At 38.1% G+C, this 19,100-nt stretch carries 14 protein-coding genes; 3 read left to right on the forward strand and 11 right to left on the reverse strand.

Annotated features, from left to right (window positions below; all coding sequences use genetic code 11):
- The first annotated feature begins 72 nt into the window (after positions 1 to 72).
- On the forward strand, positions 73 to 696 hold the full coding sequence (locus RIV7116_RS24550; protein WP_015121022.1) for a TetR/AcrR family transcriptional regulator: 624 nt from the start codon (positions 73 to 75) through the stop codon (positions 694 to 696).
- Between the two features lie 175 nt (positions 697 to 871).
- Here the strand turns inward: RIV7116_RS24550 and RIV7116_RS24555 are convergent, their stop codons facing one another.
- From RIV7116_RS24555 to RIV7116_RS24600, 10 genes are all read right to left on the reverse strand, one after another.
- Complete coding sequence (locus RIV7116_RS24555; RefSeq protein ID WP_015121023.1) at positions 872 to 1,870, reverse strand: NAD(P)/FAD-dependent oxidoreductase; 999 nt, start codon at positions 1,868 to 1,870, stop codon at positions 872 to 874.
- A gap of 147 nt (positions 1,871 to 2,017) precedes the next feature.
- Complete coding sequence (locus RIV7116_RS24560; RefSeq protein ID WP_015121024.1) at positions 2,018 to 2,542, reverse strand: DUF302 domain-containing protein; 525 nt, start codon at positions 2,540 to 2,542, stop codon at positions 2,018 to 2,020.
- A 146-nt stretch (positions 2,543 to 2,688) separates the two neighbouring features.
- A complete protein-coding gene (locus RIV7116_RS24565; RefSeq protein ID WP_015121025.1) occupies positions 2,689 to 3,723 on the reverse strand; it encodes a YeiH family protein in 1,035 nt (344 codons plus the stop codon).
- A gap of 113 nt (positions 3,724 to 3,836) precedes the next feature.
- Entirely contained in the window at positions 3,837 to 4,172 is a 336-nt protein-coding gene (locus RIV7116_RS24570) for a hypothetical protein (protein ID WP_015121026.1), read from the reverse strand.
- Positions 4,173 to 4,276: 104 nt separating this feature from the next.
- Complete coding sequence (locus RIV7116_RS24575; protein WP_015121027.1) at positions 4,277 to 5,029, reverse strand: phosphoadenylyl-sulfate reductase; 753 nt, start codon at positions 5,027 to 5,029, stop codon at positions 4,277 to 4,279.
- Between the two features lie 47 nt (positions 5,030 to 5,076).
- Positions 5,077 to 6,252, reverse strand: a complete 1,176-nt coding sequence (sat, locus tag RIV7116_RS24580) for a sulfate adenylyltransferase (protein ID WP_015121028.1) — start codon at positions 6,250 to 6,252, stop codon at positions 5,077 to 5,079.
- A 112-nt stretch (positions 6,253 to 6,364) separates the two neighbouring features.
- Entirely contained in the window at positions 6,365 to 8,155 is a 1,791-nt protein-coding gene (locus tag RIV7116_RS24585) for an SLC13 family permease (protein WP_015121029.1), read from the reverse strand.
- Between the two features lie 520 nt (positions 8,156 to 8,675).
- Positions 8,676 to 10,064: a hypothetical protein gene (locus RIV7116_RS24590; protein WP_015121030.1), complete on the reverse strand. Its 1,389-nt coding sequence runs from the start codon at positions 10,062 to 10,064 to the stop codon at positions 8,676 to 8,678.
- 136 nt (positions 10,065 to 10,200) lie between these two features.
- The gene (gntT, locus tag RIV7116_RS24595; protein ID WP_015121031.1) at positions 10,201 to 11,544 is read right to left on the reverse strand and encodes a guanitoxin biosynthesis MATE family efflux transporter GntT; all 1,344 of its coding nucleotides are present in this window, start codon (positions 11,542 to 11,544) and stop codon (positions 10,201 to 10,203) included.
- Between the two features lie 449 nt (positions 11,545 to 11,993).
- Positions 11,994 to 13,274, reverse strand: coding sequence for a glycosyltransferase (locus RIV7116_RS24600; protein WP_015121032.1), 1,281 nt, complete (start codon positions 13,272 to 13,274; stop codon positions 11,994 to 11,996).
- 289 nt (positions 13,275 to 13,563) lie between these two features.
- On the opposite strand from RIV7116_RS24600, the gene RIV7116_RS37135 reads away from it, so the two are divergent.
- Positions 13,564 to 16,512 (forward strand): leucine-rich repeat domain-containing protein, encoded by a 2,949-nt coding sequence (locus tag RIV7116_RS37135; RefSeq protein WP_015121033.1) that lies wholly within the window; start codon positions 13,564 to 13,566, stop codon positions 16,510 to 16,512.
- Positions 16,513 to 16,554: 42 nt separating this feature from the next.
- Entirely contained in the window at positions 16,555 to 17,994 is a 1,440-nt protein-coding gene (locus tag RIV7116_RS37140) for a COR domain-containing protein (RefSeq protein ID WP_232435720.1), read from the forward strand.
- A gap of 195 nt (positions 17,995 to 18,189) precedes the next feature.
- Here RIV7116_RS37140 and map read toward each other — a convergent pair whose 3' ends face one another.
- Complete coding sequence (gene map / locus RIV7116_RS24610) at positions 18,190 to 19,011, reverse strand: type I methionyl aminopeptidase (protein ID WP_015121035.1); 822 nt, start codon at positions 19,009 to 19,011, stop codon at positions 18,190 to 18,192.
- Positions 19,012 to 19,100: the final 89 nt, after the last annotated feature.

Below are 19,100 nucleotides of genomic sequence, written 5' to 3' on the forward strand. Positions count from 1 at the left end.
TATAAAGACCTGCATTTAAAGATACTAGCAAGTAGACGTATGAGTCTACTTTTACTACATAATTATTGATTTATGAGCGGCGAAACTAACGAGCAGCGCCAACAGAATCGTTTAAAATCAAGCGATTTATTTAGGAAGCATCAGCTACGGGAAAAAATTTTGATTGCCGCAGCAAACTTGTTTTACTACAAGGGTTTTAATCAAGTTAGTATCAATGAGGTAATTGTAAATTCAGATGTTGCCAGACGGACGTTTTATCGATATTTCTCATCTAAAGATGAGCTAATTGTGCAAGTGATGCGCTTTCAATCAAAGCGTTGGCTTGGATGGTTTGAAGAAGCCCTTAATCAAAGAGCGAGCGATCCTAAAGAGAAAATATTAATCAGCTTCGATGTTTGGCGAGAATGGTTTGAAAGCCCCGATTTTCGCGGTTGCCCTTTTATTAAATCAGCTTTAGAAATCGCCGATATATCCCATCCCGTAAACCAAATTGCCGTAATGGCAAGACAATCGGTTCGGACTTATATTTTCAAACTCGCTCTTGAAGCTGATATTCCCAAACCGGAGGTGTTTTCTCAACAATACTTGCTTTTGCTTGGGGGTTCAATTTTGATGGCGAGTATTGAAGATACTTCTATCGGGGTTGAATATGCTCGCGAAACCTTAACCGCTTTTATGAACAAAGATTTAAATTAGCGGCTTGCAAATTTTACTTCAAATCTTGCATCAGAAGGTAGGTTGGGTTGAACGGAGTGAAGCCCAACATCCGTGTTGGGTTACGCTATGTGCTTGACACGCTCCGCTAACGCTTCACCCAACCTACGAATCTTCATTTATTTGTAGACAGTAGAGTCTACTTTTTAAACTAAAATTAAACTAAAGCAGCAGCATCAACATCCGAGCGCCGCTTAACACCTCTTTCGCGCCGAATTTCTCCCCAAATTCCCGTCGCTGCGATCGCGCCATCGGAAGCAGCCACTATTACTTGATTTAATCCCGTTTTCAAATCCCCAATTGCGAAAACTCGGGGGTGAGATGTGCGACACATTTTATCTGTCACCAAATTCTCACCTTGAGTTTGCAAGTTCAATCCAGAAAGGTAGCTAGAATGGAATACCGAACCCATTGAAACTAATCCAGCATCCAATTCTATTACGGAACCATCCATCATTTGCACCCCAGTCATTTGATGGTTTTCGCCGATAAATTGCTTGATTGGTTTTTCAACTAGCTTATATTCATGCTCCCATAATCTATCGCGAAATTGGGAACTAACTTCAAACATATCTTGAGTAAAAAGAGTGATATATGGTGTAAACCAGCCAAGACTAAAAGCTACCTGCAAACTACGCTCGTTTCTACCAAATACGCCAACTCTTTTGTCTGCCATTTCATAGCCATCGCAAATCAAGCAGACGTGTAAATTATATCCTGCATATTCGTAAACATTTTGGATATCGTCTACAAAAGGCAAGTTATCAATGATACCGCTAGCTGCAATTATATATCTGGCGCGAAATACCGCATAAGTGCTGTTTTGCCGACCTACTTTAACTTTAACCTCAAAAAAATCTCCTTTATCAGTTATATCTTCAACATAGGCATTAAGTAAATCTCCTCCCAAAGATAAATAATGGTCTTTCCCATGTTTTAATAAAGTACGACCTTGAGTATCTGGTGGTAAACCAAGATAATTATGAAGTTCCTGCATCCAGAAAGAGCGAGCTTTACCTTTGTCTACGATTAAAGTATTTAAAAGATATCTTTGTAAATAAATTCCAGCAGATAAGCCACCAACACCGCCACCGATAACAATAGTATCGTAAACCTTGTCCGTGGATTCTTGTAAATCTTGTTTTGATAGTTGCATAATTACCTTTTGGAGTTAGTTGTTAGTTGTTAATAATTAATTCATTGTATTTCTGGTTCCCAGTCTCTGGCTGGGAACCCTCTTGGGAGGCAGAGCCTCCCGATATGCATTACAAGGCAGAGCCTTGTAACGAGAGGCGGTAACTGCTCACTGAGTTGCTTTTTCAGCCAACATTTTCAAAGCATTGCTAATTCTTGCCAATGGCTCGTCAGCACAACCTCTTAATTTATGGCGGCGAGATAGATAATTGGGATTGTTGTAACCAAGCCAAACTTGTCCGTCTTCGTCTTGCCAAATAAGTGCTTTTTGAGGTAAATCAATTCCCGCAGTTTGATTGCACTGCATTAACGGCGTACCTGCTCGAGGATTACCAAATAGAATTACTTGTGTAGGGCGCAATTCTAAACCAACAGATTCCGCTCCCGCTTGGTGATTAACTGTACCAAAAATATTTAAACCTTGCTCTTTCGCAATAGATTCAAAGCGTTTAACCGTTTCTTCTACGCTGTAATTGCTTTTAACTCTAATAATACCATCTCTTCTAACTCTATTAATTCCATTTTTTCTACCTCTAGCTATCTCTTGTTTCGAGTTTTCTCTAATTCCTTGAGTCGCATAAGCAGGAAGAACAAATAAGCCTAATGCAGCAATAGTCAATAATGCTTTCTTCATTGTTAATTCTCCAAAAATTACAGAAGTTAAAATTCAAAAATAAAAATTAGATCGGGAAATATAGAATTATTTTACTTATTATCAACTAAATTCCCAATGCCCAATGCCCAATGCCCAATTCTCAATGCCCAATGCCCAATTCTCAATTAATAAAAAGCCTTGATAAGACTAAAACTCAACACAGAAATGAACACCCAGGAAACAGCACCTAAATAGAGAGGTTTGATTCCATTTTGTTTAATTTCAAGAATGCTAGTTTTCAAACCCATACCCGCCATTGAAATAGTTAGTAAGAAATGGTTAATTTCGGTGACTGATTTTTTTAATCCTTCAGGAAAAACATTACCACTATTCAGTAACATTAGAGCAATAAATCCAAATACAAACCAAGGGATAGGTAACTTTTTAGACTTAGTTTCTGGCGACGAATTACTAGAACCAGATGATACAAATCCTAAAGTTAATACAACCGGAGCCAAAAAGATTACTCTTGATAGTTTGGCAATCGTACCGAATTCACCGCTAACATCTCCACCTTGAAATGCTGCTGCAATTACCTGGGCTGTTTCGTGAATGGAAACACCGCACCAAATGCCAAACTCTTGCGAATTTACCTGTAAAAAAGTAGATAGGAAGGGATAAAGCAACATGGAGAGAGTTCCAAAAATGGTAACTATTGCCACAGCATAAGCAACGTCTTCGTCTTTGCCCTCGACAACACCGTTAGTAGCAACGATTGCAGAAGCTCCACAGATAGAAGTACCAGCAGCAATTAATTTTGTCAGTTTTTGATTAACTCCAATTTGTCTGCCAAACCAACAGGTAAATATAAAAGTACTGGTTAAAGTTACAAAGACAATTACTAGTCCAGCGGGACCAACTGCTAGTATTTGAGGTAAACTTAATCGCAATCCTAAGAGAATAATTGATAGTCGGAGAATGCGTTTTAAGGAAAAGGTAATTCCTGGTTTGAAGATTTGAGAAACTCCAACTGTATTTTTTAGTATTATTCCTAAAATTATCGCGATGATTAACGAACTAAATAGTGAAAGTGAGGGAATCTTTTTTAAATACTCTGCTAAAATAGCAACTCCAGCGGTTAGTAATAGTCCTGGAATTATGGCGTTAAATGGTAAATATTTTGCGATTTCTGGCTTTATTTTTTGAGGTGGGCTTTCCATTTTTATAAATTCAATTAATGAAGATTAACAGTTTCAATACAGTGAAGTAAATTTGTAGAAGATGAACCTCACCCCCTCCCCTCTCCTTAACAAGGAGAGGGGTGCCGGAGGCGTTAAATGTAATCTAACTCTGGATTTTGAGCCATCATTTCCGAAATTTCGTCTTCTTCGGAAACTATAATATTAAAAACATCTTTCATGAAGCGATAATAAGCAGTATAAATTTTAGTTGTACCTTCCTTTTCGACAATGAAAAAAGGTGCAGAAGACACGTTATATTTTTTTGCTAAATCAAATCCTTTACTATCAGATTGCTGCCGCTCATCTGCTGCAATTATTTCGTCTATTTTATCTAATAAATTTAATTCTTTAAGTTCGTTTAAAACTTTTGCGGATTTGCGGCAAGAATTACCGTCTAATTTAATTTTTTGAACTAGTTTGATATTCATGGTTTTCTTTTTTGTAACTATATTTTATTCGGTGTGGTTTTAACGCACTGTAAATCTATTGGTGCGTTACGCTCCGCGATAACACACCCTACGAAATTTTGTAATTAACCGTTGTTTTGATTTAAATTAATTTCGTGGAAACCACATTCTTTATCAGCAGCTTCTTCCCACCACCAACGTCCGAGACGTTCGTGCTGATTTGGTAAAACTGCTCTTGTGCAAGGTTCGCAACCGATGCTAATAAAACCTTTAGAATGTAATTTGTTGTAAGGAACTTCATTTTTGCGGATATATTCCCATACTTGGGCAGAAGTCCAGTTTGCTAGGGGATTGAATTTAACTAATGTGCCTTCGTCTGTAGAGAAAGCTGTGTCCACCTGAATAACGGGAACGCTATTTCTAGTTGCAGGGTTTTGGTCTTTACGTTGTCCGGTAATCCAAGCATCGACTGTTTTTAGCTTGCGACGTAATGGCTTGACTTTGCGGATAGCACAGCATTCTTTGTGTCCGTCTTGATAAAAGCTGAATAGTCCTTTTTCTTTAACTAATGCTTCAACTTCTGCTGCTTCGGGAGAAATTACGTCTATCTTGATGCGATATTGTTTTCTAATTCTGTCAATAAACTGGTAAGTTTCGGGATGCAAGCGACCTGTATCAATTGAGAATACTTTGATATCTCTCTTAATTTTCGATGCCATATCTATCAAAACTACATCTTCGGCACCACTGAAGGAAATTGTAATGTTATCAAACTGTTTGAGAGCGAATGCAAGGATGTCTTGGGGACGTTTTTGCGAATACTCGGCTTCTAGTTTAGTGATGTCTTCAATGATGGAAAGATTGTTAGCTAGTGTCATGATTCTCCTCTCTTTGTTTGCAATTAGTGTATATGGGCTTGTGGGAATTAAACTGTAGCTAGTTTCATGGAAGAAGCTAAAATTTCTGCAACTTCCGGACGTGAAAACTCTGGTGGTGGGGTTTTACCTTCTCTGAGCATTGCTCGTACCTTTGTACCCGAGAGATGTATTCTTTCTTCTTTACTGCTGGGGCTAGTTTTACCAGTTGCCATTGATTGGCTGCGAGTACAATAGAATGCGTGTTCAAATTTTAAGGGAGTAATTTGTAACTCGTCCTCTGTAAATTCATCAAAGATGTATTGTGCGTCGTAAGTGCCGTAATAATCGCCGACTCCAGCATGGTCGCGTCCGACGATAAAGTGCGTGCAGCCGTAGTTCTGGCGGGCGATCGCGTGCATGATTGCTTCACGAGGTCCGGCGTAGCGCATGGCAGCAGGGAACACACCTAAGCATACGCGATTTTGCGGATAATATTTTTGCATCAGTACTTGATAGCACTTCATCCGCACGTCGGCAGGAATATCATCTGACTTTGTTTGCCCTACTAAAGGATTAATGAAAAGTCCGTCAACAAGTTCTAAAGCGATTTTGGTGATGTATTCGTGGGCGCGGTGAATGGGATTTCTTGTTTGGAATGCCACAACTGTATTCCATTCGCGTCTGGAAAATTCAGTTCTGGTAGTTTCTGGAGTCAAACGATAATCAAGAAAGTCTTGATAAGGAACGGAATTAATAAGTTTAATCGGACCACCAAGGTAAACATTCCCTTCTTGAAGCATCGCTTTCACACCGGGATGTGCTTCTTCAGAAGTTCGGTAAACTTGTTCGGCTTCAAAACTTTGGTCTGGCTTAAACTTACTAGTAACAGTCATTACTGCAAGTATTTCACCATTAGGATGAGTTAAAGCAATCTCAGAATCTAGCTGATATTGCTTTGCTATAGATTCAGGAACCTGTAAAGTAACGGGAATACTCCAAGCAATACCGCTAGTCAAACGCATATCTTTAACGATAGAGTTATATTCTATCTCGTTAACAAATCCTTCCAAAGGACTGTAAACACCCGTAGCAATGCATTCTAAGTCAGCAATATTACGGATGGATAGAGTCAGACGAGGTAGATTCAAAGCCCTGGATAGAGTTTGTTTACTCTCTTGTTCGGACAAGTAACAGTTGATGAGTTTACCACCGTGGGGTTGAATTAAAGCTTTGATTTGTGACATGATTTTAATCCTAATATTGGTAATGGGTAATGGGTAATGGGTAATTGGTAATTGGTAATGGGTAATTGTGTACTGCTATTTGCTAACTGCTCACTGTTCACTGTTCACTGCTTCAAAGTCCGTAGAATAAGATGATTAATGGGGGGACGATTATTGTCATCAAGAGATTTAATGGAGTACCGACTCGGATAAAGTCAGTAAATTTATAACCTCCTGCTCCATAAACCATCGTGTTTGTCTGATATCCAATTGGCGTGATGAAACTGTTAGATGCTGCAAAGATAACTGCAAGCATAAAAGCAAGAGGGTTAAAGCTGAGTTTCTCGGCTACACTAACTGCAACTGGTAACATTAAAACTACTGATGCATTGTTGGAAATCATTTCTGTAAATATCGAAGTAATGATGAAAAAAAATGTCAGTATCCAATAACCAGAAAGATTTCCCCCGACTGCAATTAAGTTATTAGCTAACCATTGAGTTGTGCCAGACTTTTCCATTGCGATACCGAGGGGTATTAAACCAGCGAGTAGAAAAATAATGTCCCAACGTACTGCGTTGTATATTTCTCTAGGTTTGAGACAGCCGGTTAAAACCATCAACACCACACCAACCAGAGAACTTATCAGAATGGGTAATAAATTAAACGCTGCAACAGCAACAACTCCTAAACCAATTCCGATCGCAATTGAAGCCTTTTCACGTCTGAGAGTTTCTAATTCTCTGTGGGTTAGTACCAAAAAGTCTCGGTTAATTTGCAAACCCATAAGACTTTGTTTGGGACCTTGCACTAAAAGCACATCGCCAAATTTTAATCGGATTTCACTTAGACGCTCTCGTGTAATTTCTTGTCCGCGATGGACTGCTAGAACCGTGACATTATAGCGTTGACGAAAGCGTACTTCTTTAACTGTTGAACCGATAAGGTTAGAATTAGAAGGAATGAGAACCTCTGCAATCCCTTCATCTTCCTGGCTCAGTTGTGCTTGTAAAGACTTTTTGTTTTTGATGAATTCCGGTAGAATTTCCACACCTTCTTCATCTTTAATTTTGATTAAGTCCTCTCGGCTACTCCTAACTAAAAGTACTGAGCAAGCTTGTAGTTTTTTATCTTCTAAAGGTTGATGGAAGTGAGTATTGTTAGCAATAATTTCTAATACATCTACATCAAACTTATGCTGTAAACCAGTAGAATCTAAAGTTTTTCCGACTAAAGTAGAACCTGGTGGAATCAATATTTCACTAATATAATCCTTTAAACCGTAGTCTTGAGTAAGAATATCATCGGTGTGTTTTCTACGATTTGGCAATAGCTTGGGCGCTATTAAAGAGAGATAAATTAAACCGATAGAAAAAGTGACTAACCCTAACTTGGTAAATTGGAATAAGCTAAATGTTCCGTATCCTAACTGTTCGGATAAACCGCTTGCTAAGACATTTGTAGAAGTACCGATTACCGTAATCATTCCGCCCAAAATAGCAGCATATGATAGTGGTATTAATAATTTAGAAACTGAAATTTTTTGTCTTCTACACCATTCTTCCACAATAGGTAAAAACACGGCAACAACGGCAGTATTATTTATAAATGCTGTTGTTGGACCTACAATCAACCCCAGTGTAAAAATTTGCTGAACCGGGCGTTTTCCACCCAACTTAAGTAATAGTTCGCTAACGATTTGGATAGCTCCAGTACGGGAAATACCAGCACTGAGAATAAACATTGCCATCACGGTGATAGTAGCAGAATTGCTGAAACCACTTATACTTTCTTCAGGAGTAACTAAACCCAGAATTGTTAAAAGTAGCGTAATAATAATAGCGACTATATCTGAAGGAACCCATTCAGCAACAAATAAAATCAATGCCAAGACAACAATGGCAAGTGTCAGAAAAATTGTCATGTCGTTGCTGGCTTATAGTAATTTTATTGGGTATCATGTGATTTAAAATCCCGTAATGAATTAAAACTGTGAAAGTACTGTTGTGTTGGGAGAAAAAGAAACATCATGCACCCCTTTGGAATTAAATAATCTTTGTCGGAAGTTGAATTGTTTTTAATTTGCCTTATTAATCTGAGAAAGTATTGATAAGTAAATGAGATTTACCTGAGAAGTTAATTAGTAAAATCACATTTTTGTAAAGAAATGGCTGAATTGCCTTTTATGTAAGGTTTTTCTATGAATCAATCTGGTTCCCAGTTCGTAAGTTGGGTTAAGCTAAGCGCAACCCAACATCCATGTTGGGTTTTACTCCGTGCAACCTAACCTACAACTACATTAATTTTGATAGGTTTGTAGTTGCGCTTTAGCGCCTCATATTCCGGCATCCGGAGGCGCTAAAGCGCAACTACGAACAAATTTTCTTTACCTCTTATAATTTCTGTGGTGGAATACTCATAACTGCTCGCTGTTCACTGTCATGTTACTGCTCGCTGATTTTCATCGCTTCATCAAGTGTTGCTTCGGGATTTTTTTCTTTGGCACGTTGAACGTAATTAAGCTTTAATTCTTCTAATAAGTCAGAAATCAATGGTTGCAATTCTTGCTGAAGCCGCTTATCTTGAAGCTGTTTGCGTAAAGTGACTCGAAAATTCTGGCTTAAATTCTCAAATAGTAAGCGTCCTTGAGTATCGGCATAGGAAGAAGCTAAAATTTCATAAGTAGCTTCAGCGATGTAATCAGCTAAATTTTCGCTTAATTCTGCGGGAATCATGCTTATTCCCGGTACATTTTGCAATACTTGATAAAAATCCGATTCCTTTAAGGCACCTTTAAGGCTGTGTTGCAAAAACACTTCCACATCTGGCTGCACTTCTGGTAAAACCCTGTAGATAACTAATTCTAGTATGCGATCGGTAATTGCATCAAAATTATCAACTTCACCAACTTTTACGTAGTTTTTTGGTTGAAGTAAAGAACTGACTGCATCTCCAGATTCGACTGCTTCTTGAGTTTGATTAATTAAACGCACCATTAAAAACATGGATACGCGATTAGCTAAATAAGCGACTGGTTCGTAAGTAACTTGTTCTAATATACGTTCGGTATTAATGAAACTCGATCTATGCAGCTTTACTGTAACGGGAATGACTCGCAACCATTGCCATTTAGGAAGTAAAAATATCCCATCATACCAGTTTCTCAGAATTGCATCCCACCAACTGATATTTGATTGTCGTCGAGAAATCCAAAAAGTTTTAGCTAAAAGTTCAAGAGTGAAAAATGCCACGAATACGCTATCAATCAACCCAAATTTATCAACAAACAAGCCGTTTTCATCAACAACACGATAATAATTAAGTTCTAATAGCGGTCTAATTTTACTATCAAAGAAAGATAATGCTTCCTGAGAACCAACTTCTTTAAAATAATCTTGACTCCAAAACTCAGTGAAAGATTTTCTCGCCGACAAAGTATCCATCTGATATTCCATTCGCCGGTTCAAGGTTGCAAATGTATTGGATTTATTTGCCGACAAAAAGGGATTTTCTGTAAGTATATCTATACTTTGCTGTCGTAAACTAGCAAATATTGAAGCAGTTGAATTCGCTTGTAAACGATTTTGCTGAAGATGGGTTTCTAACAAATCAACTGTATTCAAATAACTTTGAGTAACCGGATGCGGTTCTATACTTTTAACCGAATCATAAATAGTAACAGCGGGAATATGTTTTAAATAAATATCCCTCAAAGGAATATAGCTAAGGTTAAATAGTATTAATAAAAAGTTAATAACGGCGATTATAGCAATTAAATTGTTCCACCAATTGCTTTTTGATTGCTGGGGTTGCTCGAAAGTCGTCTGTACCATTTTGAAACATTTTTTGACAACTTTCTGAGTGTAGCAAATGGTGTTTGTCGGGAGAGAGGGGAAGAAGGAGAGGGGGAGAGGGGGGAGGCAAGAAGAAAAACAATTATTTCGCTACTTTTTACTTTCTACTTGCGACTCACTGCTTGCTCTGCATTCGGGGAATCTGTACTCCCAGAGCTACCATTAATGTTGCCATATAAGATGTTAGGGATAACCACAGTAAATGATTGTTTTGCAAATACCAAGCTATACCAGCTACAGGAGCAAATCCCAATCCTAAAGCAATTAAAGCAGAATTACGTAGCTTTGCAGCTTCTTTTAAGCCAACAGTATAGCCTTCAAACATAAAGGCGATCGCACCACAAGTTAACAATGGTAACAACCAGTCTCGATAAGTTAGAACTGATTCGCTGATGTCGCTATGACTAGTCAAAATACCAAAAACCGTTTGTGGAAATAGAATTGATACCGAAGCAAATATAGATGCAATTAACACCCCGGTGAATATTGATACCTGCAACAGCGGTATCATCTGCTCGGTTTGTTTTTTACCTTTAAAATTACCTATCAAAGATTGAGTAGTTAAACCAATACCGTTAACCGTAAACTGACTTAATAATACAATTTGCAGCAGCAATCCGTTTTCTGCAATCACCTCGTTTCCCATCGCCGCACTGAGATTAGTAAAAATAGAATAAGCGGTAATCATAGCTAAATAGCGAATAAGAATATTGCTTTTGAGTACCACACTCGCTTTCAAAGCTTGCCAATTAAATATATCTTTGAAAACAGCGGGTAATAAATTAGTTCGCAAACTTAAACCAACCCCAACCAAGCCCACTAACAGCGCTAAATATTGACTCAAACAGGTAGCCAATCCCGCTCCCGTACTTGCCCAACCCCATCGACTAATCATTACATAGTCCAAAACAATATTAGAAGCATTGCCTACAAAAGAAATCAGCAACACCAAAACACTCATTTCCTTTCCCAAAAACCAACCAATCAGCACAAAATTAAGTAAAACCGCAGGTGCAGCCCAAATGCGAGCATTGAAATAATCAATTCCAAAAACTTCAACGTCAGGAGAGCCAGACAGCACGGCAAAACCAAGTTTTTGAATGGGGTATTGCAGAATTAGGATAATAATCGCTATACCTAAAGCAACCAAACCACTCCGCAATAGAGCTAATAAAACACCTTTCTCATCACTTTGTCCAACAGCTTGAGCAGTAATAGCATTAGTACCGTTTCTAAAAAACTTGAGAATCCGATAGAGGTAATCAAACAAAATGCTCGCTAGAATCACCCCTGCCAAATGTCGAATATCTGCCAAATGTCCGAGGAAAGCAGTATCAACTATTCCAGCTAAAGGCACCATCATATTCGATATAACACTTACAGATGCCAATCGATAGAAACGAGGTAAAAAGCTACTGTAGCGAGATGGAAGCGTGAAGGATAAATTTGATGAACCCATAGAAAAGTTGTGTTTTGTTGATAGCCTTGAACGGTGATGGGATGTAGTTTTTGTTGCAGAAGCTCAAAGCAATAAACCTCTGCTTCAATTAATCTACGCTGAATCAAAATAGATAAAAGTAATAAATTGGGCACAAACAGAAATGAATTTAAAAATCCCCCCTATCCAAATTTTAGATACGGGTTTTTTTAATATTAAAAACCCCTCTCCCTTAATAAGGGGAAGGAGTGAGGTTCCGATGTAATTCATTATCAATTTTAGGTAGCGGTTTTTGTTGCGTTTAATAGCTTTTAGCAATACAAGATTTCGGCGTTGCTCGATTGCAATATGAAATTATGCTTTCACATTGCAGGAGGCGTAACAGTGTTACGTCTCTACATAGGTTTCGTGTTTTTACAAAATGTATATAAATACAATATGACCTAACGGTCACGCTCCACTAAGATAGTTTAATTAAGTAACGCCAGATTTTCTATAATGGCGATCGCGTTCCTAATCCCGTCTTCTTCGCGTATCTTTTTACCTAAAGTTTCTGCGTTTTGTCGAATAACTCTATCTGTTGTTACTTCTAAAATAGCTTCAGCCAGTTTATCCACTGTCAATTTTTTCTGTGAAATAGGTTTACTACCCACACCAAGAGCATAAACTCGCTCTCCCCAATAAAATTGATCTACCAGAAAAGGACATACAATCGTTGGTTTTCCCGCACGCAATCCGGCCGCTATTGTTCCCGCACCACCATGATGCACCACAGCCGATACGCGAGGAAAGAGCCAGTTATGGGGAACTTTATCAACTTTAAATATAGTTTCCGGCAGATTCTCCGCATCCAATCCACCCCAACCAGTAGCAATTATGCCGCGTTTTTTTGCTTTTTGTAGCGCATCAACGACAATATTAGCGATTCGTTGCGGATTGCGTCCCGCCATGCTGCCAAATCCAATATAAACGGGTTGTTCGCCAGCTTCAAGAAAATCTATCAATTCAGTTGGAGGTTGCCAATCATCTTTTTGCTCTAAAAACCAATAACCAGTGATGTGGGTTGTATTAGTCCAATCTTTTGGACGTTGTGAAACAAGTTCGCTGTAACCATACAAAACCGGAATTGGTTTTCCATCTGCCATTTGTATCGGACTAATGGATTTAGATATTTTATCAATTCCAAGTACATTCTGGCGGAATTCGTTGATTACATCATCATAAACACGGTAGCCCTTATGCAAAAGCACATAAGAAAATTTATTGTACCAGCCTCCAAGCTTCAAATTTGGAAATCCAATAGCGACATATTCAGCAGTGGGAACAATAAGCGGCACCGGAACAGCCATTACCGCCGGAACACCCAATTTTTCGGCAATGTGCGAACCTGCCATTGCCTTGGGATGAAAAATTACGATATCGGGCTTTGCAACTTGCGCTGCATTCCACGAATCTTTAAGCATTTCTATGGTGAGTGCTTTGGATTCTTTGAGCAATTTCAGCATAGTTTTTATCAAGCTTAAGAAATTGCCACCGCTTTCTATCGCTTCCCTACCAGCTTCTGAATCAACCAGCTTGATAAAATCATCATTCATATACCCGTAAGGTAAACCATGCTCGGTAATCAATGATTCAAAACTGGAACAAGTACAAATTGTGACATCATGTCCGGCTTCTTTTAAACCTTTACCCAATGCCACATAAGGTTGAACATCGCCACGAGAACCCACCGTGACAATAAATATATTCATCGCCTGCTTCCTTACTGTTCAAGCATTCTAGAAATTACTACAATTTCATACTTATTATTTCGAGCAGATTAATAAAGTAGTTAAACCGATACCGTTAACCGTAAACTGATTTAAAAGCACAATGACATATAGTTAATTTTGTGGTCATGGTTCGTCGTTGCAATCCAGCACTAAGGATGTCAAAAACGGTAAAATTACATCAAAGTTAACAGCCTAGTTTGCAACCCCCAGGCGGAATAAAATACAAATAAAGAGAACAGTTTCCTTAAGAAACTTTGTTGCATCAATAATGATTCATACACTTGTCATCAATCTGGGATATGGTAATTTATACGAGGGATTTCCTGTTGTAACTGCTTGGTTACGGTCGTTAAATAATCCTCGTCCGCAACAGTTTATAGGTAGTTTACCACCAGCGCCGAATTTGGTAGAGTTATATCGAGAATGGCGATTAATGTACCATAATTTTTGCTCCCGTCTAGCACGTTCATCGATTAGAAATTTGGATGATGATGATGAACTAGAAATTGATGAAAATGATATCACTAATGTCTCTGGAGTTGATTTTGAGGATTTATGTCAGCTGTTACAGCGATATATTAACATTTGGCTGGAATCACCAGAAATTATGAATGCTAGCACACAGCTAGAAGCTTTACTTAACCGTGCTGATGAAATACGGGTAATTATTGTAACTCAAGATACTATTATACAAAAAATACCTTGGCATTGTTGTAATTTTTTTCAAGATTATCCACGGTCGGAAATTTCTTTTTCGAGGACTGAATATAAACGTACTCTTGGATTGCAGTTATCAGAAATTCCTCGAAATAAAGTCAGAATTCTGGCAATTTTAGGTAATTCTCAAGATATTGATTTAGAACAAGAAACAAGGTGTTTACAAAATTTACCAGACTCAAAAGTTGAGTTTCTTGTCAAGCCTTCGCGGCAAGAATTTAACGATACACTTTGGGATTCTCAAGGTTGGGATATGCTCTTTTTTGCTGGGCACAGTCAAACTATGGAGGGAACTGGAAGAATTTATATTAATGAAAATCCCACAAATAATAGTTTAACGATTGAACAATTAGCAGAAGCGTTAAAAGCAGCAATTGAGAAGGGTTTAAAACTAGCAATATTTAATTCTTGCGAGGGTTTGGGGTTAGCTAATAGTTTGGATAAATTAAATATGCCCACGACTATTGTCATGCGCGAACCCGTACCGGTTCGAGTTGCGGAAGAATTTTTGAATTATTTTTTCCAGGGGTTTGCATTTGAAGAAAAGTCTTTATATATGTCAGTACAGGAAGCACGACTCAGGTTACAAGGATTAGAAGATGATTTTCCCGGTGCTAGTTGGTTACCTGTAATTTTTATTAATCCTGCTGAAGAAACACCAACTTGGGCAATCTTAAAGGATAATTTATTTTCTGCAAGTCCCTTAAAGAAAATTTTGGAGCAGGGAGGTAGTAATGGTTATGGTGAATATATTGCACCACAATCACTAGAGGAGGTTACGGAATTAGACCTTTCTGCGAATAAATTAACCGCTTTACCTCCTGGAATAGGACAACTAACCAATTTACAATCCCTCTACCTCGACAACAATCAACTGAGTAGCTTACCAGCAGAAATAGGACAACTAACCAATTTACAATCCCTCTACCTCTTCAATAATAAACTGAGTAGTTTACCAGCAGAAATAGGACAACTAACCAATTTACAAACCCTCTACCTCGACAACAATCAACTGAGTAGTTTACCAGCAGAAATAGGACAACTAACCAATTTACAATCCCTTTACCTCTTCAATAATAAACTGAGTAGTTTACCAGCAGAAATAGGACAACTCACCAATTTACAATCCTTCTACCTCTACAACACTCTACTGAGTAGTTTACCAGCAGAAATAGGACAACTCACCAATTTACAATCCTTCTACCTCGACAACACTCTACTGAGTAGTTTACCAGCAGAAATAGGACAACTCACCAATTTACAATCCTTCTACCTCGACAACACTCTACTGAGTAGTTTACCAGCAAACATATTCCAACTCACCAATTTACAATCCCTCTATCTCAGCAGCAATCAACTGAGTATTTTACAAGCAGAAATAGGACAACTCACCAATTTACAATCCCTCTACCTCTTCAATAATAAACTGAGTAGTTTACCAGCAGAAATAGGACAACTCACCAATTTACAAACCCTCTACCTCTTCAATAATAAACTGAGTAGTTTACCAGCAGAAATAGGACAACTCACCAATTTACAAACCCTCTACCTCTTCAATAATAAACTGAGTAGTTTACCAGCAGAAATAGGACAACTCACCAATTTACAAACCCTCTACCTCTTCAATAATAAACTGAGTAGTTTACCAGCAGAAATAGGACAACTCACCAATTTACAAACCCTCTACCTCGACAACAATCAACTGAGTAGTTTACCAGCAGAAATAGGACAACTCACCAATTTACAATCCCTCTACCTCTTCAATAATAAACTGAGTAGTTTACCAGCAGAAATAGGACAACTCACCAATTTACAATCCCTCTACCTCTTCAACAATCAACTGAGTAGTTTACCAGCAGAAATAGGACAACTCACCAATTTACAATCCCTCTACCTCGACAACAATCAACTGAGTAGTTTACCAGCAGAAATAGGACAACTCACCAATTTACAATCCCTCTACCTCGACAACAATCAACTGAGTAGTTTACCTCCTGGAATAGGACAACTAACCAATTTACAAACCCTCTACCTCGACAACAATCAACTGAATAGTTTACCGACCGAAATTGGACGTTTAAATTCATCCCTAAAAAACTTGTTGCTTGATGGTAATCCCCTAAAATCCCTTCCACCAGAAATCCAATATCAAAATTCTAAAGCAATTTTAAACTTTTATAAACAACAGTTAGAACAAACAATCGACAATCTCTACGAAGCAAAATTCTTGATTATTGGGGAAGGGGGAGCAGGTAAAACTTCTCTAGCGAAGAAAATCGAAGATGAAAACTACAAACTTAACCCTAATGAGGAATCAACTCAAGGAATTGATGTAATCCAATGGAAGTTTCCGCTTGAAAACGGCAAAGAATTTCGCGTGAATATTTGGGATTTTGGCGGACAAGAAATTTACCATCAAACTCACCAGTTTTTCCTTACCAAACGTTCCCTTTATGCTTTAGTTGCTGATTCTCGGAGAGAAAATACTAACTTTTACTAGTGGATGAAAGTTGCCGAACTCTTAAGTGACAAAAGCCCACTTTTGATTGTAAAAAACGAAAAACAAGAACGTCAGTGTGAAGTCAACGAAAGTCAGTTACGGGCAGAATTTAGTAATTTAAAAGAAATTTTAGCAACTAATTTAGTAACAAATCGTGGTTTAGAAGAAATCAGAAAAAGTATAACATATAATATCAGCAAGCTTCCCCATATTGGTACGGAGTTACCAAAAATCTGGGTAGAAATCCGTTCAGCTATAGAAGAAGATTCCCGCAATTACATTAGCCGAGAAGAATATCATCAACTTTGTAAAAAACATAATTTAACAAAACGTGAAGATATGCTATATCTGAGTCGTTTTTTACACGACCTCGGCGTTTTTTTACACTTCCAAGATGATTCTACACTTAAACATTATGTAATTCTCAAACCCGAATGGGCGACAACTGCGGTTTACAAAGTATTAGATAATGAAACTGTCAGGAAAAGTCTGGGTCGTTTTAGTCAAGAAGAACTCGCTGATATTTGGAATGATAGCAAATATAGCAATATGCAAGATGAACTGCTGCAATTAATGATACGGTTCAAACTCTGCTACGAAATCCCCAATCGTCCCGGTAATTACATTGCTCCGCAATTACTCCAAATCGACCAACCCGGATACAACTGGGATAAATCTAATAATCTCATATTGCGCTACAAATATGAATTCATGCCCAAGGGTATTATCACACGCTTTATTGTAGAAACACACGATTTAATTGAACAACAACAACTTGTTGAACAACAACAACTTGTTTGGAGAAGCGGTGTTGTTCTCAAGGAAAATGAAACTCGTGCTGAAGTGATTGAAAATTACAATCAATGGGAAATAAAAGTCAGGGTATCCGGAAACCAGAAAAAACTATTACTCGCAGTCGTTAACCGTGAATTAGAAAAAATTAATAAGTCCTTTGAGGGTTTGCAATATCAAACTTTGGTTCCCTGTAATTGTGAAAAGTGTGCAGGAAGTGAAGATCCTCAGACTTATCCTTTAGAAGAATTGCGTGAACGTTTAAACGCTCGTGTATATCAAATTGAATGTAGAAAAAATCACTTTGTACGAGTAGATATCCACAAATTGATTGAAGATGTCAACTTGTTTTCTCAACGGGAACATTGGGAATCTAATGCCCAAGATATAGCAGTAAAACAGCAATCGCCTAAAACGCGCGGTCAAAAATTAAAAGAATTGAGAAATGCCATTATTGGTGCTTATCCAAACAAGATTGAATTAGAGATAATGGTTAGCGATGAATTAGACGAAAATCTAGATTCAATATCTAAGGGAGAAAGTACGAAAGAAGTTGTGTTTAAATTAATTCAATGGGCTGACTCGCAAGGCAAGTTAGAGGAATTAGTTAAAGCTGCGTGCGAATCTAATCCTGGTAATCAAGAATTACAAACAATAAGCGAAGAATTATTCCCTAATCTACAAAAATGAAAATTTTACTTTTAATAGGATTTTCAATCCCCAAAATCAAGGATTCACGAGCGAATATTCCGCAAATTTCCACCTCCAATTAGAACCCCAGCCGCTACCAAAGAAGGGGAGTAAAAATTAAAGCCTCTCTCCTACTAAAAGAGAGACGAGAAAACGCTCCGCGTTCATGGAGAGAGACCAAAATGTAGTACATCCTCAATCAGCAAGAGTCAAAATTTCCACACCATCATCAGTCACGGCTACGGTATGCTCAAACTGAGCCGAAAGTTTTCTATCTTGGGTAATTACAGTCCAACCATCTTTAAGAAACTTTAGTTTATAAGTACCTTCATTCAACATCGGTTCAATGGTAAACACCATTCCCTTCCGCAACTTCATTCCGGTATTTCGTTTACCATAATGAGGTACTTGGGGTTCTGTATGAAACACTCTCCCAACACCATGCCCCACCATATCCCGCACTACTGAGTAACCGTTTGCTTCAGCATATTCCTGAATCGCCGCACCAATGTCGCCAATTCTGCCATCAGGTTTTACTTGAGCAATACCCCGCATCATTGACTCTCTAGTAACTTCAACTAGCTTTCTAGCTTTATCCGATACATCTCCCACCAAAAACGTTCTAGAAGTATCGCCGTGATAACCATCTAAAATTGGAGTTACATCAATATTGATAATATCCCCTTCCTTCAGAACTTGCTTGGAGTTAGGAATTCCGTGACAAACAACTTCATTAACGCTGGTACAAACGTGTCCTGGATAAGGTGGATGATTGGGAGGAGCATAACCTATAGTGGCGCTAATTGAACCATTTGCTTTCATGAAACGAGCCGCTTCATCATCTAATTCTTTCGTCGTGACTCCCGGTTGCACCATTGGTTCGAGATGATTGAGAAGATTTGCTGCCAGCTTGCCGACAACGCGCATTTTATCCAACTCCCTAGAAGAAAGTAAGACAAGTCCTTTCTTGTTTTGTGCTTTATTCCCACCTATAGAAAGCAAATTTTGATTGTTCATATTTATATTCGTTTAAACCAAACTCTATTTAGAGATGCTATGCTATGCTAGCACAGCATGGACTAGCTTATTGCTTGTATCCTAAAAGT

This window comes from Rivularia sp. PCC 7116 (assembly GCF_000316665.1).
In the GTDB taxonomy this organism is placed as follows: domain Bacteria; phylum Cyanobacteriota; class Cyanobacteriia; order Cyanobacteriales; family Nostocaceae; genus Rivularia.

Coding starts and splice junctions, on each gene's coding strand:
- RIV7116_RS24550 (WP_015121022.1), top strand. CDS start 73: ATGAGCGGCGAAACTAACGAGCAGCGCCAACAGAATCGTTTAAAATCA.
- RIV7116_RS24555 (WP_015121023.1), bottom strand. CDS start 1,870: ATGCAACTATCAAAACAAGATTTACAAGAATCCACGGACAAGGTTTAC.
- RIV7116_RS24560 (WP_015121024.1), bottom strand. CDS start 2,542: ATGAAGAAAGCATTATTGACTATTGCTGCATTAGGCTTATTTGTTCTT.
- RIV7116_RS24565 (WP_015121025.1), bottom strand. CDS start 3,723: ATGGAAAGCCCACCTCAAAAAATAAAGCCAGAAATCGCAAAATATTTA.
- RIV7116_RS24570 (WP_015121026.1), bottom strand. CDS start 4,172: ATGAATATCAAACTAGTTCAAAAAATTAAATTAGACGGTAATTCTTGC.
- RIV7116_RS24575 (WP_015121027.1), bottom strand. CDS start 5,029: ATGACACTAGCTAACAATCTTTCCATCATTGAAGACATCACTAAACTA.
- sat (WP_015121028.1), bottom strand. CDS start 6,252: ATGTCACAAATCAAAGCTTTAATTCAACCCCACGGTGGTAAACTCATC.
- RIV7116_RS24585 (WP_015121029.1), bottom strand. CDS start 8,155: ATGACAATTTTTCTGACACTTGCCATTGTTGTCTTGGCATTGATTTTA.
- RIV7116_RS24590 (WP_015121030.1), bottom strand. CDS start 10,064: ATGGTACAGACGACTTTCGAGCAACCCCAGCAATCAAAAAGCAATTGG.
- gntT (WP_015121031.1), bottom strand. CDS start 11,544: ATGGGTTCATCAAATTTATCCTTCACGCTTCCATCTCGCTACAGTAGC.
- RIV7116_RS24600 (WP_015121032.1), bottom strand. CDS start 13,274: ATGAATATATTTATTGTCACGGTGGGTTCTCGTGGCGATGTTCAACCT.
- RIV7116_RS37135 (WP_015121033.1), top strand. CDS start 13,564: ATGATTCATACACTTGTCATCAATCTGGGATATGGTAATTTATACGAG.
- map (WP_015121035.1), bottom strand. CDS start 19,011: ATGAACAATCAAAATTTGCTTTCTATAGGTGGGAATAAAGCACAAAAC.